Origin of the sequence: Sneathiella sp. (assembly GCF_002694385.1) — a bacterium.
In the GTDB taxonomy this organism is placed as follows: domain Bacteria; phylum Pseudomonadota; class Alphaproteobacteria; order Sneathiellales; family Sneathiellaceae; genus Sneathiella.
This window is the reverse complement of the sequence record NZ_NZMB01000005.1, coordinates 471,978-487,174: the sequence shown is the minus strand read 5'-3', so window position 1 is coordinate 487,174 and position 15,197 is coordinate 471,978. Positions and strand designations below refer to the sequence as shown.

Here is a 15,197-nt window from a genome sequence, read left to right as displayed (position 1 = left end):
CCTTACTTCTGTTTTTTCTTGTACATGGACAGCATGCGCTGGGTGACGAGAAAGCCGCCGAAAATATTCACCGAGGCGAGCGTGATGGCGACAAAGCCGAACACCTTGGCGAGTGAGAAATCCTCCGGTCCCGCGGCGATCAGGGCGCCGACGATGATGACGGAGGAAATGGCGTTGGTCACCGCCATCAGCGGGGTATGCAGGGCGGGCGTCACGCTCCAGACCACATAATAGCCCACGAAAATGGCCAGCACGAAAATCGCCAGCCGGAATACAGTCGGATCTACCATATCCATGATCAGTTCCCTCCCTCGGTCAGTTGCGGGTGGACAATGTTGCCATCGCGGGTCAGCGCCGTGCCGGTGACAAGTTCATCTTCCCAGTTGAGGTTCAAATTCCCCGTTTCCTTGTCAATCATGGGATTGAGGAAGTTGAAATGGTTCTTGGCGAACAGCGAGGACGCATCGCTCGCCAGACGGCTCGGCACATTGTGATGGCCGATGATTTTAACGCCATTTGCCGTGGTCACCACCTCGCCCAGCTTCGACTGGGTGACATTGCCCCCCGCCTCAACCGCGAGATCGACGATGACCGAGCCCGGCTTCATCACCGCCAGCATTTCATCGGTGATGAGGATCGGCGCCGTGCGGCCCGGAATAAGGGCCGTCGTGATGACGATATCCTGCTTCTTGATATGCTCGAACACCAGTTCCGCCTGACGCTTCTTATAGTCTTCGCTCATCTCCTTGGCGTAACCGCCCGCCGTCTCGCCGGCCTCTTCGCTTTCGACCATGACGAATTTCGCGCCGAGACTCTCCACCTGTTCCTTGGTGGCGGCGCGCACGTCGGTCGCCGTCACGATGGCGCCAAGGCGGCGCGCGGTGGCAATGGCCTGCAATCCGGCAACGCCAACGCCCATGATGAAACATTTGGCGGGCGCGATGGTGCCCGCCGCCGTCATCATCATCGGCAGCGCCCGGCCATATTCCGCCGTCGCGTCCAGCACGGATTTATAGCCCGACAGGTTGGACTGCGACGACAGTACGTCCATGGACTGGGCGCGGCTGATGCGCGGCAGCAGTTCAAGGGCGATGGCCGTCACGCCGGCCTTGGCGTATTCCGCCGCCTGTTCACGGTTTTGCAGGGCGGCCAGATGACCGATCAGAACCGCGCCCTTTTTCATCAGGGCAAGCTCATCTTCGCCTTCGGCCTTGGTCAGCGGGCGCTGGATCTTGAGGACAATATCGGCGTCCTTGAGGGCAGAGGCTTCGTCGGGCGCGATTGTGGCCCCCGACGCCTCATAGTCAGCATCAGAGAATGAGCTGGCATGGCCCGCTCCTGTCTCAACGATGACTTCCGCGCCCAGCCCGACAAATTTCTTTACGGTATCGGGAGTGGCCGCAACGCGTTTTTCATGCTCTCGACGCTCCCGTGGGATAGCGATTTTCATAATCGATCCTTTTTATACTTGTCATTCAGATGGTTGGATGACGCCCCGCAACGCCGTTACTGACAGTCCGGCCCCGTGACGGGGCCGCTTCGCTGCTAGAGCAGGAAGAAGGCCATCAGGATCAGAACCACCACAACCGCGATGGTGCCGAACTTAAACAGGTTGACGAAGAACGCATAGGATTCATTCTGCGCTTCAATATTCATGTTGCCATTTTCAGCCATATTGACAGCCTTTCCCTTGATAAACTTCATTCTGATTACAGTGTGCGATGCAATATACCGAAATCTGAATGAACGGCAACAGATTGTCGCGCCCGCACCGCGAAAAGCGGCGCAGGCGAAATCACAAGCCAGTTTACAAGGCAGAGGGAGGGGTCAGACGGCTTCGAGTTCGTCAATAAACCCCTTGATGACACCGAGGCCCTTCGACCAGAAAGCCGGATCCGACGCATCCAGATTGAACGGCGCCAGCAGTTCCTTGTGACGCAGGGTTCCGCCCGCCTTCAGCATGTCGAAATATTTCTCCTGAAAGCCGCTCTCCGCCTCCTGATAGATGGCGTAGAGGGCATTCACCAGACAGTCGCCAAAGGCATAGGCATAGACATAGAAGGGCGAATGGATGAAATGCGGGATATAGCACCAGAAATACTGATACTCGTCATGCAGCCGGATCGCCGGGCCGAGGCTTTCAGTCTGCACATCCATCCAGATCTTGCCAATCTGGTCGGGGGACAGCTCCTCCTCCCGCCGGGCGGCATGCAGGCGCCGCTCGAACTCATAGAAAGCGATCTGCCGTACCACCGTGTTCAGCATATCCTCGACCTTGCCCGCCAGCATGATGCGGCGCTTTTCGGGATCGGTCTGTTTTTCCAGCATCGCGCGGAAGGTGAGCTGTTCGCCAAACACGCTGGCCGTCTCCGCGAGGGTCAGCGGCGTATTGGCCAGCAATCCGCCCTGCGGCGCGGCCAGAAGCTGATGCACCCCGTGGCCCAGCTCATGGGCGAGCGTCATCACATCGCGGATATTACCCTGATAATTCAGCAGCAGATAGGGATGCACATCGGAAACGGTGGGATGCGCGAAAGCGCCCGGCGACTTGCCGGGGCGGACGGCCGCGTCAATCCACGGCTTTTCGAAAAACTGCTGGCCCAGCTTTGACAGCTCCGGCGAGAAGCGGCCATAGGCCTCCAGCACCGTATCGCGCGCCTCCTCCCACGGGATGAGACGGTCATCGGCGGCGGGCAGCGGCGCATTGCGGTCCCAATAGTCGATCTTCTCCTGCCCCATCCATTTGGCTTTCAGGGCATAGTAACGATGCGACAACTCCGGATAGGCGTCCTGCACAGCCTTGGAGAGGGCGTTCACCACCTCCGGCTCCACCTGATTGGCGAGATGACGCATGGCGGCGGGCTCGGGCGCGCCGCGCCAGTCATCCTCAATCGCCTTGTCCTTTGCCAGCGTGTTGGTGATCAGGGAAAACAGCCGGGCATTCTGCCCGAACACCTTGCCGAGGCTTTTCGCCGCCTTCTTGCGCAGTTCCGCGTTGGGACTGGACAGCAGGTGCAGAACCTGCTGCGAGGCAAGCTCTTCGCCATCCAGTTCGAACTTGAGGCCGGCCATTGTCTCATCAAACAGCCGCACCCAGGCGCTGCGCCCGGAGATTTCCTTCTCATGCAGCAGCTTCTCCACCTCATCGGAGAGCTGATAGGGCTTCAGCGCCCGCACATTGTTGAGCCAGGGCTCATATTTTTTCAGGCTGCTGCCCTCATACATGCCTTGCAGCTTTTCTTCCCCGATGCGGTTCAGTTCCAGCGTGAAGAACAGCAGATCAGTGCTGGTGGCGCTGATTTTTTCCTGCATGGTCTGGAAGAATTTTGCGATGTCCGGATCCGACATATTGCCCGCATAAACGAGATAGGCATAGGACATGATCCGCCCTTCCATCTCGCCGATTTCCTCGAATTTCGAGATGGCGAGATAGAGCCCCTGCCCGTCCAGGCCCAACAGCTTGCCCTTATATTGCGCGGCGAAAGCTTTTGCATCCTGCGCCACCGTCTCCAGATCCTCGAGCAGTTCCGGGGAGGTGCGGGACGGATACAGATCGCTCAAATCCCATTCGGGCAGATTGGCAAGGGCGGCTTTTGTCATGAATAATCAACTCCGGCTAAACAGGCATCATTATCAATTCATGTAGGCAGCAATCGTCAACTGACAAGGAAATTGGCATGCGCCGCCGCAATCGGCTTGCTGCGATCCTTCTGCCAGGCCTCAACCCGCATATTGGCGACGCGCCGTCCGGGCTTGGTGATCACCGCTTCGGCATAGGTTTCAATCGGCTTGCCGGAGCGGAGATATTCCACCGTGATATTGATGATCTTGGGCATACGCGTCACTTCCTGCGTTGCCATCAGATGGACCAGCGCCGCGCTTTCGAGAAACGCGCCGACCACCCCGCCATGCAGCGCCGGCAGCGTCGGGTTGCCGATAAACTTCTTGTCTTCCGGCAGGACGCAGACAAGGCCGCTTTCCCGTTCCTCCAGACGAAGGCCGAGAAAGCTGAAATAGGGGATGAAATCGAACACCTGCTGCCAGTTGCGATCCTGCTTCGCCGCATTGATTTTGCTGATGAAATTTTCCGCGCGTTGTTCGCTCATTGCGCCGCCCTCACACGTTCGGCCACCATATCAAGGGCCGGGCTATCCGTTGATTTCAGCATGAAGGTGCCAACCGCATTGGCAATCGGGTCATGCCGGTCGCCGTGATAGGCGATGGCCCGCACGAAGGCAATCTGCCGCGTCGTCTTGTAGCAGAAGGAATGGGTATAGACATCCTCCCCCGGTGTGGCGGGCTTCAGATAGTCAATGCGTAAATCCAGCGTCGCCAGCGGCAGGTATTTTTCCAGCCGGGCATAGATGCTCATCCCCATGGCGGAATCGATCAATGTGGTGATAATCCCGCCATGCAGCACGCCATTCACCGGATTGCCCGCAAAGCGTTCCTGATAGGGCAGATAGAAGACAACGCCATCCGCGCCCATCTTCTCGATCTTCACGCCGATCTCGGCGCAATGGGGGATGCCCTTGTCAATAATTGTTTGTATCTGGTTGATATCGAACATGTCCGACATAAAATCTATTCCTTGCAATAATCGTGATACCAGGCGACGAATTTCGGCAGGCCGTCTTCAAGACGAGTTGTCGGCTCGAAACCGATGTCGCGGCGGATCGGCTCGATATCTGCATAGGTCGCCTGAATATCGCCCGGCTGCATGGGCAGCAACCGCCGCTCCGCCGTCATGCCCAGGGTTTTCTCGATGATTGAAATAAAATCAAGGAGCTTTTCCGCCCGGTTGTTGCCGATGTTGTAGACCCGATGGGCGGCGGTATCAACCGTCTTTTCCGGCGGCGCCGCAAGAACACCGAGAACGCCCCTCACCACATCGTCGATATAGGTAAAATCGCGCATCATGTCACCGTGATTATAAATATCCACGGGCTCACGGCGCATGATTTTCTCGGTAAAGCGCCAATAGGCCATATCCGGCCGCCCCCACGGGCCATAGACCGTAAAGAACCGCAATCCCGTCATCGGGATCTCATACAGATGCGAATAGGAATGGGCCATCAGCTCATTGGCCTTCTTCGTCGCCGCATAGAGGGAGACCGGGCTGTCCGTGCGATCATCCACCGAATAGGGCAGCTTGTTATTGGCCCCGTAAACGGAGGAGGAACTGGCATAGACCAGATGTTTCAGCTTGTCCATCTGCCGCGCTGCCTCCAGGATCGACAGAAAGCCCGTGACATTGGCCTGGGTATAGTCGAACGGACGGCTGATGCTGTGGCGCACCCCTGCCTGCGCCGCCAGATGGACGATCAGGCTGATTTCCGGATGCGCGCCAAGGGCCGCAAAAAGCGCCGGACGATCGGCGATATCGCAATCATAAAAGGTGATGTTCTTATAGAGTTGCAGCCGCGCGAGCCGCGCCTTTTTCAGCGTCACATCATAATAGGGGTTGAGGTTGTCCACGGCGATGACCTGCCGACCATCCGCCAGCAACGCCTCCGCCACATGCATACCGATAAAACCCGCCGCTCCTGTCACCAGAATGGTCATGTAACGCCCTTTCACCTGAACACTGCCCGTTATCTCCCTTAAAACCCCCTCACCCGGGAAAAGTCAAAGGGAATCAGCGAAATCAGGGCCCATCCCGGCTATAAGTCAGTACTATTGACCTTTATTGCCTTTTATGATAACTTTCTTATATCAACCCTGAATGACGTCTTTTCCAATGGGAGTGGGCAGAGATGATGCTTTCCAATGTTTCGCTTGATGACAAATACACGCTGGAAGAAGGGCGCGTTTTCCTGACCGGTATTCAGGCGCTGGTGCGCCTGCCGCTGATGCAGAAGGCGCGCGATCTTGAGGCGGGGCTGAATACGGCCGGGTTTATCTCCGGCTATCGCGGCTCTCCCCTTGCGGGTTATGATCAGCAGCTTTGGAAAGCCGCGAAAATTCTGAAAGAACGGGACATTCATTTTGAGCCGGGCGTCAATGAGGATCTGGCGGCCACCGCCGTCTGGGGCAGTCAGCAGCTCAATATGTTCAAAGGCGCGCGTTACGACGGGGTGTTCGGCCTGTGGTATGGCAAGGGGCCGGGCGTCGACCGGACGGGCGATGTGTTCCGCCACGCCAACAGCGCGGGCACATCGAAGCATGGCGGCGTGCTGGCGCTCGCGGGCGACGATCACGGCATCGTCTCCTCCACCATCGCACATCAGAGCGAGCATAGCTTCGCCGGATGGATGATGCCGGTGCTGCATCCGGCCAATGTGCAGGAAATTCTCGATTACGGCCTGCTCGGCTTTGAAATGTCGCGCTTCTCCGGTCTCTGGATCGGTTTCAAATGCATTTCCGAAACGGTGGAGGGCGGCGCCTCCGTCTATGTCTCGCCGGAACGCGGCCGCTTCATCCGCCCCAATATCGAACTGCCGGAGGGCGGGCTGAACATCCAGCCCCATGACAACCGCTTCGATCAGGAGGTGCGGCTCAACAAGCACAAGATCTACGCCGCCCGCGCTTTTGCCCGCGCCAACAATATCGACCATATCACCATGGACAGCCCGAAGCGCCGCCTTGGCATCGTCACGGTCGGCAAGGCCTATTACGATGTCCGTCAGGCGCTCCGCGATCTCGGCATCAATGACGAGCTGGCCGCCGACATCGGCCTCACCGTCTATAAGGTCGGTATGCCCTGGCCGCTGGAACCCGACGGGGTGCGCCAGTTCGCCGAAGGTCTGGAAGAGGTGCTGGTGGTTGAGGAAAAGCGCGCCATCGTCGAAAACCAGATGAAGGAGCAGCTTTATAACTGGGACACCAACGTCCGGCCGCGCATCCTCGGCAAGTTTGATGAGAACCGCCATTCGCTGCAGCCCTCCACCGGGGAGTTGACGCCGGCGCTGGTCGCCCGGCTGATCGCGGCCCGCATCCGCCGTTTCTACACCTCGGAAGCCATCGAAAGCCGCCTCGCCTTTCTTGATCGCAAGGAAAAACAGCTGGAGGCCAAACCAGCCAAGCTGGTGCGCACGCCCTTCTACTGCTCCGGCTGTCCGCATAACACCTCCACCAAGGTGCCGGAGGGCAGCCGCGCCGTCGCCGGGATCGGCTGTCATTTCATGGTCACCTGGATGAACCGCAATACCGACACCTTCACCCAGATGGGCGGCGAAGGCGTGCCGTGGATCGGCCAGATGCATTTCACGGACGAGCAGCATATCTTCGCTAATCTCGGCGATGGCACCTATTATCATTCCGGCATTCTCGCCATCCGTCAGGCGGTCGCGGCGAAGGCCAACATCACCTACAAGATCCTTTACAACGATGCCGTCGCCATGACCGGCGGCCAGCCGACGGAAGGGCATATCACCCCCTGGCAGATTGCCCAGCAACTCGAGGGCGAAGGCGTCTCGATGATCCGCGTGGTAACGGACGAACCTGACAAATACGCCGCAAATACCCCCTGGCCCAAGGGGACGACGATCCATCATCGGGATGATCTCGATAAGATCCAGCGGAGCCTGCGCGAGGAGAAAGGCGTCTCGATCCTCATCTACGACCAGACCTGCGCTGCCGAGAAGCGCCGCCGCCGCAAGCGCGGCACCTTCCCCGATCCGGCGAAACGGGTGCTGATCAATGATCTTGTCTGCGAAGGCTGCGGCGATTGCTCCGTCAAGTCGAACTGCCTGTCGGTGGAGCCGGTGGAGACCGAGTTCGGCCGCAAGCGGATGATTAACCAGTCGAGCTGCAACAAGGATTACTCCTGCGTCAACGGCTTCTGTCCGAGTTTTGTGACCATCGAGGGCGGCGCGCTCCGCAAGGCCGCACCGCATGCCTCCGAAAATCCGGCGGAAGGGTTGCCCGCGCCTGCCCATCGCGACCTCAAGGGCCCCTACCGCATTCTGATCACCGGCATCGGCGGCACCGGCGTCGTGACCATCGGCGCCATTGTCGGCATGGCCGCGCATCTGGAAGACAAGGGGATATCCGTGCTGGATCAGGCGGGCCTCGCCCAGAAGGGCGGCGCCGTCACCAGCCATGTGCATATCGCCCCGAAGCCCGAAGACATCAATGCCGTTCGCATCCCGGCCGGGCGCGCCGATCTGCTCATCGGCTGCGACATGGTGGTCTCCGGCTCCTACGACAGTCTTGCCAAATTCGACGTTAATGTCGCCCATGCGGTGATCAATGCGCACCCCTCTCCCACCATGGATTTCACCCTCGACCCCGACGCGCCCTTCCCGGTCAAGGACACCCTCGATCATATCCGCGAGGCCATCGGCCCTGATCAGTGCGACCTGATCGAGGCGAGCGATATCGCCACCACCCTGATGGGGGACGCCATCGCCACCAATCTGTTCATGCTCGGCTTTGCCTATCAGAAAGGCCTCATCCCGCTCAGCGAGGAGGCCCTGCTGCGCGCGGTGGAGCTGAACGGCGTCGCCATAGACTTCAACAAAAAGTCCTTCGGCTGGGGCCGCGTCATGGCTCATGATCCGGACCGCGTCCTGAAAGAGGTGGCGGAATTGAAAGGCCCTGATCTGATCCTCTCCCCCTCAAATGATATTGATGAGATGATCGCCCGCCGGGTTGATTTCCTCACCGGTTATCAGAGCGCCCGTTATGCCCGCCGCTACAGCGATCTGGTAGCCCGCGTCCGCCAGCGCGAAAGCGAGGTGACGCCCGGCGATACCAGCCTGTCTGAAGCTGTGACGCGCGCCTATTTCAAACTTCTCGCCTATAAGGATGAGTATGAGGTTGCGCGGCTTTATACGGATGGCACCTTCATGCAGCGTGTCGAGCATATGATGGAAGGGGAGTATGAGCTGAAATTCCATCTCGCCCCGCCCTTGTTCGCCAAACACGATTCCGAAACGGGTCATCTCAAAAAGAAGGAATACGGCCCGTATATGATGAAGGCGTTCGGCTTCCTCGCGAAGTTCAAGGCGCTGCGCGCTACCCCCTTTGACATCTTCGGCTATCAGGAGGAACGCAAGATCGAACGCGCGCTGATCCGCGAGTATGAAGCGATCATCGAGGAACTGACCCAGGGCCTCACCCGCGATAACCATGCCACCGCCGTCGCCATCGCCGAACTGCCGATGGAAATCCGCGGCTATGGCCATGTGAAGGACAGGGCGATCAACATCTACCGCGGCGATCTTGACAACCTGCTCAGCTCCTTCCGCAACCCGGAACCGCAGAAACAGGCGGCGGAATAGGTTGAAACTGGCCCCCCGGACAATGGCCGATTGGACCTGTCCGGGTCGCCCCGTTTCGGCTATTGAGGGGTAAGGAGAGTGTCATGCTGGAACTCAGACCGAATTGCGAAAGTTGCGATTGTGACCTGCCGAATGGCGAGGTTGATGCCTATATCTGCACGTTTGAATGCACTTTCTGCAAGGAGTGCGCAGAAAATACGCATAAGGGCGTCTGTCCGAACTGTGGCGGAAATTTCAGCTTGCGCCCGGTGCGGCCCGCCGCGCTGATGGATAAATACCCGCAGAGTATAAAACGCATCCTCGCGCAAGAATAACGTCAGTCGGGAAAGCGAACCCAGTTGGCGCGCCGGGAGGGAGGCTCCCTCTGCGGCGTCTCCCCCGTCCGGCCGGGCCAGCGCAGCGGCTCGGATGCGGCGGGCGCGGCGGTGTTGTCGTCATTCGCCGCCTTGTCCGCCAGCAATGGCTCCAACCCATGGGACAGAAGACGCAAGATGTGCGCCGCCTCCATATTGAGGGCGATTTTCTCTTCCGAGCCATTTGCCGCCTCCTCATGACGGTGGACAGCAATGCCCAGCAAACGCCGCGCCTCCTCGGGCGCAATGAGCCCCCCGAGCAGGCATTGCTGCAAAATCAACTCGGAAAGGGTCAAAGCTGCAAAGCCTGCCGCATCGGTGGAAAAATTCTTCATATCCTGAAACCGGAAAAGCCACCTGTCAGTTTATTGAATTTCTTTTCTGCACTTAATTATTGCATTGACCGAATACAAGGGGGCGCGGGCGCACGCCTGCTGCTGCTGCTTCTGCTTCTGCTTCTGCTTTCGCCATGTCTTGCCATTCCCGCCCCAATCGGCTTATGTTATTTAAAAGCGGTCTCCCCCAGGGCTGCCATTCCCGAAAATCAGGAAAGGTATCTTAATGTCAGTCAGAAAATTGCCGGCCGCCGCCATCGCCATGGCCATCACCCTGTTGTTTACCCAATCCGCCCTCGCCCATGTCGGGGATCATGCGACGGGCGGGTTTGCCAGCGGCTTCACCCACCCCCTGTTCGGCTGGGACCATGTGGTCGCCATGATCGCCGTCGGCCTTTGGGCCGGAGTTCTCGGCCGTCCAGCCATTTGGATCCTGCCCATTGTTTTTCCGCTGCTAATGGTGGCAGGCGCGGCGCTTGGGTTAATGGGCGTGCCGCTGCCCGCCGTAGAAACGGGCATTGCCTCCTCCGCTCTCATTCTGGGCCTGCTGATTGTCTTCATGGCGAAGCCGCCGCTCTGGGTGGCGGGCATCCTTGTCGGTGCCTTTGCCATTTTTCACGGTCATGCCCATGGCACGGAGCTGCCGGATGCGGCCAGCCCGTTTACCTATGCCATCGGTTTTGTCCTCGCCACACTGCTGTTGCACGGCATCGGTATCGGCGTCGGATCGCTGAACCGTCTGCCGGTTGGCGAGACGCTCATCCGTATAAGCGGCGGCGTGATTTCCGCCATCGGCGCGGCGTTCCTGTTTGGTATCGCCTGACTGAAAACGGGCCGATCTAATGCCGGCCCGTTCACATTTCGAGGGATCTGACAGGCCCGTTTGCGGGCCTGTTTTTTTATGGTTCAGAAGGCCGGGCCGTCCGCCTCATCATCCGGGGTCTCTCCCGGCCCTTCGATCATGCCGAGGGCCTGCTTGTAGAGATCGACCATATATTCCTGTTCCTGGACATCGGCCTTGTCCATCTTGCGCAGCCGCAGGACGGCGCGCATCGCCTTGACATCAAAGCCCGTGCCCTTGGCCTCGGCAAAGATTTCCTTGATATCGTCGGCTATGCCCTTCTTCTCTTCTTCCAGACGTTCAATTCTCTCGATATAGGACCGCAAATGCTCCGCTGCGACTCCGCCGACATCAGCCATAATCTCTTGTCTCCATCATTACTCGTCAAACCGTCCGGATGAATGCCCGGCGCGGCTTTTTTACCCGTTTGCCGCCCGCAAGTACATGCCTGGCGGAAAATTTTTTACGCGCCGCGTCAGCCATGCTCCTTCTGCGATTTGGCGAAGGCGGCCTGCTGTTCCGGGCTGGCTTCCTGCTGGTATTTCGCCTTCCATTCATCAAACGGCATGCCATAGACGATTTCCCGCGCCGCCAGCTTGTCCATCTCCATGCCGCGTTCCTCCGCTGCCTCGCGGTACCAGTCGGCCAGGCAGTTGCGGCAAAAACCCGCCAGGATCATCAGGTCGATATTCTGCACATCGGTGCGCCGACGCAAATGATCGCGCAGGCGGCGAAAGGCCGCGGCTTCAAGTTCCACTGTTTTCGGGTCCATCACTTTTTCCTTTGTTTCTCGTCTTCTTATGACTCTATGCCGGAAACCGTCTCCTGCAAGACCTGATCAACAACTTTTATGAGCGCGTCGCGCGGGCTGTCTCCCGCCCCGACCGAGGCCTGGTAAAGCGCAAGCTGCCGGTCGGCGGAAGCGCCGCGGCGGATAATCTCGCGGGCATGGGCAACTTCCGCCTCGCAGCCGAGCGCCGCCGCATCCTCGGCTGTCAGCGTAATGATCTCCTCAATCAGTTCCCCCGCCGGGACGGGAGCCGGAATGCCGAAATCGATCAGCTTCCCCTCCACGCCGAAGCGCTGCGCGATCCAGCGGTTCTCGGCAACCAGCGTCTGCGGATAGATACGCCAGCGCTGATTGCTGCGCCGCAGCCGATACAGCATGCGCAGGATACAGCTATAGAGCGCCGCGATTGCCAGCGCATCCTCCATCAACGGGCAGACATCGCAAAGGCGCATTTCCAGCGTCGGGAACTTGGCCGACGGGCGCATGTCCCACCATAATTTCGACGCATCCTCGAACGCTCCCGCCTCAACCAGCGTATCGGTGAAGCGGGCATATTCGCCCCAGCTTTCGAACCGGTCCGGCACGCCAGTGCGCGGCAGCCCGTCAAACACAGAAATACGATAGGATTTAAGGCCGCTCACCTCCCCCCGCCAGAAGGGCGACGAGGTGCTGAGCGCCAGCAGATGCGGCAGGAAATAGCTGGCCTGATTCATCAAATCGATGCGCAGCTCCGGATCCTCGATGGCGCAATGCACATGCATGCCGCAGATCATCAGGCGGCGCACCGTCGCCTGCATATCGCGGGCAATGATGTCATAGCGTTCCTTCGGCGTATGCTTGAGCTGATGCCAGTCGGCGAAAGGATGCACGGAGGCCGCCATGAGACCAAGGCCATATTCCCGCGCCACCGCCGCCGTGGTACCGCGCAGCTCGGTCAATGCCGCCCGCGCTTCACCGATATTGCGGCAGATGCAGGTCCCCACCTCGATCTGGGAGCGGAGGAACTCCGGCGTCACGATATGGCCGGGCAGCCGCGCCTCGCATTCACTTAGGATCTCCTCGGGCGGTTCGATGGCCAGTTCCCGCGTTTCCAGATCGACAAGCAGATATTCCTCCTCGATCCCGATGGTGAATGTCGGCTCCTTTATGCTCATCCGCCTTCCTCCCCTAACCCCTAAAACGCGCTATCTGCCGAGCGCGCCGCCTGCCTGCAGTTTATGGAGGGCGTCCGCCATGATTGCGGCCCATTTTTCCGCCCCTTGATGGGTATCGATCAGATCCTGCCGGATTTCGATGGCGACATGGGGCAGGCCGCGTTTCGTGCCATGTTCATTCATGGTATAGCCAAGCGGTTCGCGCGCCGAATAGGGCTCGTTATCGCCGACCACAAGGCTGCTGTTCTCTCGCAGGATATCCAGCAATGGCGCAGCAATGCGCGCATCCTGGTCCCACAACACGCCGATATGCCACGGACGTTCGAACTCATTCATGACCGGGGTGAAGCTGTGCATGGAAATGAGAATGGGATGATCATGCGCGGCCGCTTTCTTTTCGATCAGCCGGTCCAGTGCGGTCTGATACGGCCAGAACCATTGATCAAGACGCTTCTGCCGCTCCGCCGTGCTCACATTCCGGTTGGCGGGAATTTCAATGCCGTCGCTCACCTCCGGCATGCTGGCGGGATCGTCGGTATAACGGTTGGCATCCACCAGCAAACGGGAGAAGCGCGCGAAAATGGCGCTCGCCTCCAGCTTTTCCGAGAGCCGCTTCGACACATCCTCGATCCCGATATCCCAGGCGATATGCCGCGCCAGCACCGTTGGATCGGTGAGGCCGAGATTGTCATATTCCGCCGGGATATGACGGCTCGCATGATCCACGGTCAGGATCAGCGCAGACGGGCTGTCGGCATTCAGAATGTAAAAGGCATCAGACACGGTATCGGGCATGGGACAACATCAGAAATATTTCACAGTTACGTCATACTAGCTCATACCCGTCCCCGCTTACAATGGAGGGAATGGTGAACGCTGCGGATATATGGCGGGGCGGCGTATCTGTTGCCCGCCCGCATCCCTGCCATCGTCATTTCGGGTTGGAACCCAGAAAAATCCTGCAATATTTCAGATGCCTGCTATAAATGAAAAAGGGCAATGTGGGAAAGATGGCAACGCTTTACTCAGGTGAAACAGGATGCGACGACAACGTAAGACCAAGATTATAGCCACCCTCGGCCCTGCCAGCTCCGATGCGGAAACGATCGAGGCCATGCATTTTGCGGGGGCGGATGTATTCCGCCTTAATTTCAGCCACGGCGACCATGCGGACCATGCGGCGCGCTATCAAATCATCCGCGAATTGGAGGAGAAAAGCCGCAGGCCCATCGCCATTCTCGCCGACCTGCAGGGGCCGAAAATCCGCATCGGCAGCTTTGCCAAAGGTCCGGTTATGCTGGAAAATGGCGCGGCCTTCCGGCTCGATCTTGATAAAAAGCCGGGCAATGCAACACGGGTTTCCCTGCCCCATCCGGCAGTTCTCGAGAGTCTGGAAGACGGCAGCATCCTGCTGCTCGACGACGGCAAGCTGCGCCTCGTCGTCACAAGGACGGGCAAGGACTTCGTCGACTGCAAGGTGGAGGTCGGCGGCAAAATTTCCGATCGCAAGGGGGTCAGCGTGCCCAATGCCGTCATCCGCATGAGCCCACTGACCGACAAGGACCGCCGCGATCTGGATTTCGCGCTCGAACTCGGGGTCGACTGGGTCGCGCTGTCCTTCGTGCAGCGGGCCGAGGATATCGCCGAAATCAAGAAGCTTGTCGCCGGGCGGGCCGCCGTAATGGCGAAGATAGAAAAGCCCGCCGCCGTTGATAATATTGACGAGATCATCGACCTTGCCGACGCCATCATGGTGGCGCGGGGCGATCTTGGCGTCGAGGTGCCGGTGCAGGAAGTCCCATCCATCCAGAAGCATATCATCGCGCGCGCGCGCGAGGCGGGCAAGCCCGTCGTCGTCGCGACGCAGATGCTGGAGAGCATGATCTCCTCCCCCGTGCCGACACGGGCCGAGGTGACCGACGTTGCCAACGCCATTTACGACGGCACGGATACGGTCATGCTGTCGGCGGAAAGCGCGGCGGGAAGTTACCCGCTGGAAGCGGTCAGCATGATGAGCAGCATCGCCGAGGTAACAGAAAAAGACCCCATCTATCGCAGCGTTATCGACGCCAAGCATGGCCATCTGGAAGCCACCACCGCCGATGCCATCAGCGCCGCCGCCGCGCAGGTCGCCCGCACCATCGGCGCCGCCGCCATCGTTACCTATACCACCTCGGGATCGACCGCGCTCCGTGCCGCGCGGGAAAGATGCGCCGTGCCGGTGCTGGTCCTCACCCCGAACATCCGCACCGCGCGGATGCTGGCGCTCGCCTGGGGGCTGCATTGCGTGCACACGCCGGATGCGGAAAATTTCGCCGATATGGTGAACAAGGCCTGCAAACTTGCCTTCGCCGAAGGTTTCGCCCGCGCCAACCAGCGGGTAGTGATTATGGCCGGCGTGCCATTCGGAACGCCCGGCTCCACCAACATCCTGCGCATCGCCTGGGTCGGCGAACAGTAAGGCGTTTTGGATAAATGAGGGTATCTATCAGCGCCG

The 15,197-nt window shown here is 59.2% G+C and carries 15 protein-coding genes and 1 pseudogene; 4 read left to right on the top strand and 12 right to left on the bottom strand.

Annotation, left to right across the window (positions count from 1 at the left end):
- Positions 1 to 2: 2 nt before the first annotated feature.
- The 7 genes and pseudogenes from CMN55_RS03460 to CMN55_RS03430 form a co-directional block, all read right to left on the bottom strand.
- Positions 3 to 287, bottom strand: a pseudogene (locus tag CMN55_RS03460) (NAD(P) transhydrogenase subunit alpha part 2); the annotation flags it as partial.
- Positions 288 to 298: 11 nt separating this feature from the next.
- Entirely contained in the window at positions 299 to 1,450 is a 1,152-nt protein-coding gene (locus CMN55_RS03455; protein WP_293948146.1) for a Re/Si-specific NAD(P)(+) transhydrogenase subunit alpha, read from the bottom strand.
- A gap of 95 nt (positions 1,451 to 1,545) precedes the next feature.
- The gene (locus CMN55_RS03450) at positions 1,546 to 1,674 is read right to left on the bottom strand and encodes an aa3-type cytochrome c oxidase subunit IV (protein ID WP_293948145.1); all 129 of its coding nucleotides are present in this window, start codon (positions 1,672 to 1,674) and stop codon (positions 1,546 to 1,548) included.
- Between the two features lie 153 nt (positions 1,675 to 1,827).
- Positions 1,828 to 3,600, bottom strand: coding sequence for a M3 family oligoendopeptidase (locus tag CMN55_RS03445; protein WP_293948144.1), 1,773 nt, complete (start codon positions 3,598 to 3,600; stop codon positions 1,828 to 1,830).
- 56 nt (positions 3,601 to 3,656) lie between these two features.
- A complete protein-coding gene (locus tag CMN55_RS03440) occupies positions 3,657 to 4,106 on the bottom strand; it encodes a PaaI family thioesterase (protein ID WP_293948143.1) in 450 nt (149 codons plus the stop codon).
- Positions 4,103 to 4,579 carry a PaaI family thioesterase gene (locus CMN55_RS03435; RefSeq protein WP_293948142.1) on the bottom strand — a complete coding sequence of 159 codons (477 nt, stop codon included), beginning with the start codon at positions 4,577 to 4,579 and terminating at the stop codon, positions 4,103 to 4,105. Before CMN55_RS03435 ends, CMN55_RS03440 begins: the two co-directional genes overlap by 4 nt.
- A 5-nt stretch (positions 4,580 to 4,584) precedes the next feature.
- Positions 4,585 to 5,565: an NAD-dependent epimerase/dehydratase family protein gene (locus tag CMN55_RS03430; RefSeq protein ID WP_366931963.1), complete on the bottom strand. Its 981-nt coding sequence runs from the start codon at positions 5,563 to 5,565 to the stop codon at positions 4,585 to 4,587.
- A gap of 191 nt (positions 5,566 to 5,756) precedes the next feature.
- Here CMN55_RS03430 and CMN55_RS03425 point away from each other — a divergent pair, with 191 nt between their 5' ends.
- Together CMN55_RS03425 and CMN55_RS03420 are read left to right on the top strand one after the other, a co-directional pair.
- Entirely contained in the window at positions 5,757 to 9,227 is a 3,471-nt protein-coding gene (locus CMN55_RS03425; RefSeq protein WP_293948140.1) for an indolepyruvate ferredoxin oxidoreductase family protein, read from the top strand.
- Between the two features lie 83 nt (positions 9,228 to 9,310).
- Positions 9,311 to 9,541, top strand: coding sequence for a DUF1272 domain-containing protein (locus tag CMN55_RS03420; RefSeq protein ID WP_293948139.1), 231 nt, complete (start codon positions 9,311 to 9,313; stop codon positions 9,539 to 9,541).
- Positions 9,542 to 9,543: 2 nt separating this feature from the next.
- On the opposite strand, the gene CMN55_RS03415 is transcribed toward CMN55_RS03420, so the two are convergent.
- A complete protein-coding gene (locus tag CMN55_RS03415) occupies positions 9,544 to 9,915 on the bottom strand; it encodes a hypothetical protein (protein ID WP_293948138.1) in 372 nt (123 codons plus the stop codon).
- A 226-nt stretch (positions 9,916 to 10,141) separates the two neighbouring features.
- On the opposite strand from CMN55_RS03415, the gene CMN55_RS03410 reads away from it, so the two are divergent.
- A complete protein-coding gene (locus tag CMN55_RS03410) occupies positions 10,142 to 10,738 on the top strand; it encodes a HupE/UreJ family protein (protein ID WP_293948137.1) in 597 nt (198 codons plus the stop codon).
- An 83-nt stretch (positions 10,739 to 10,821) separates the two neighbouring features.
- Here the strand turns inward: CMN55_RS03410 and CMN55_RS03405 are convergent, their stop codons facing one another.
- The 4 genes from CMN55_RS03405 to CMN55_RS03390 form a co-directional block, all read right to left on the bottom strand.
- A complete protein-coding gene (locus tag CMN55_RS03405; RefSeq protein WP_293948136.1) occupies positions 10,822 to 11,115 on the bottom strand; it encodes a DUF2312 domain-containing protein in 294 nt (97 codons plus the stop codon).
- Between the two features lie 116 nt (positions 11,116 to 11,231).
- Positions 11,232 to 11,528, bottom strand: a complete 297-nt coding sequence (locus CMN55_RS03400; RefSeq protein ID WP_293948135.1) for a DUF1244 domain-containing protein — start codon at positions 11,526 to 11,528, stop codon at positions 11,232 to 11,234.
- Positions 11,529 to 11,554: 26 nt separating this feature from the next.
- Positions 11,555 to 12,694: a carboxylate-amine ligase gene (locus tag CMN55_RS03395; RefSeq protein WP_366931962.1), complete on the bottom strand. Its 1,140-nt coding sequence runs from the start codon at positions 12,692 to 12,694 to the stop codon at positions 11,555 to 11,557.
- Positions 12,695 to 12,730: 36 nt separating this feature from the next.
- Complete coding sequence (locus CMN55_RS03390) at positions 12,731 to 13,495, bottom strand: N-formylglutamate amidohydrolase (RefSeq protein ID WP_293948133.1); 765 nt, start codon at positions 13,493 to 13,495, stop codon at positions 12,731 to 12,733.
- 244 nt (positions 13,496 to 13,739) lie between these two features.
- On the opposite strand from CMN55_RS03390, the gene pyk reads away from it, so the two are divergent.
- Positions 13,740 to 15,161, top strand: a complete 1,422-nt coding sequence (gene pyk, locus CMN55_RS03385) for a pyruvate kinase (protein ID WP_293948132.1) — start codon at positions 13,740 to 13,742, stop codon at positions 15,159 to 15,161.
- The last annotated feature ends 36 nt before the right edge of the window (positions 15,162 to 15,197 follow it).

Excerpts from the sequence above, each read along its gene's own strand:
- CMN55_RS03400 (WP_293948135.1), bottom strand. The coding sequence starts at position 11,528 with ATGGACCCGAAAACAGTGGAACTTGAAGCCGCGGCCTTTCGCCGCCTG.
- CMN55_RS03440 (WP_293948143.1), bottom strand. The coding sequence starts at position 4,106 with ATGAGCGAACAACGCGCGGAAAATTTCATCAGCAAAATCAATGCGGCG.
- CMN55_RS03425 (WP_293948140.1), top strand. The coding sequence starts at position 5,757 with ATGATGCTTTCCAATGTTTCGCTTGATGACAAATACACGCTGGAAGAA.
- CMN55_RS03390 (WP_293948133.1), bottom strand. The coding sequence starts at position 13,495 with ATGCCCGATACCGTGTCTGATGCCTTTTACATTCTGAATGCCGACAGC.
- CMN55_RS03415 (WP_293948138.1), bottom strand. The coding sequence starts at position 9,915 with ATGAAGAATTTTTCCACCGATGCGGCAGGCTTTGCAGCTTTGACCCTT.
- CMN55_RS03405 (WP_293948136.1), bottom strand. The coding sequence starts at position 11,115 with ATGGCTGATGTCGGCGGAGTCGCAGCGGAGCATTTGCGGTCCTATATC.
- CMN55_RS03420 (WP_293948139.1), top strand. The coding sequence starts at position 9,311 with ATGCTGGAACTCAGACCGAATTGCGAAAGTTGCGATTGTGACCTGCCG.
- CMN55_RS03455 (WP_293948146.1), bottom strand. The coding sequence starts at position 1,450 with ATGAAAATCGCTATCCCACGGGAGCGTCGAGAGCATGAAAAACGCGTT.
- CMN55_RS03445 (WP_293948144.1), bottom strand. The coding sequence starts at position 3,600 with ATGACAAAAGCCGCCCTTGCCAATCTGCCCGAATGGGATTTGAGCGAT.
- CMN55_RS03410 (WP_293948137.1), top strand. The coding sequence starts at position 10,142 with ATGTCAGTCAGAAAATTGCCGGCCGCCGCCATCGCCATGGCCATCACC.
- pyk (WP_293948132.1), top strand. The coding sequence starts at position 13,740 with ATGCGACGACAACGTAAGACCAAGATTATAGCCACCCTCGGCCCTGCC.
- CMN55_RS03435 (WP_293948142.1), bottom strand. The coding sequence starts at position 4,579 with ATGTCGGACATGTTCGATATCAACCAGATACAAACAATTATTGACAAG.
- CMN55_RS03430 (WP_366931963.1), bottom strand. The coding sequence starts at position 5,565 with ATGACCATTCTGGTGACAGGAGCGGCGGGTTTTATCGGTATGCATGTG.
- CMN55_RS03450 (WP_293948145.1), bottom strand. The coding sequence starts at position 1,674 with ATGGCTGAAAATGGCAACATGAATATTGAAGCGCAGAATGAATCCTAT.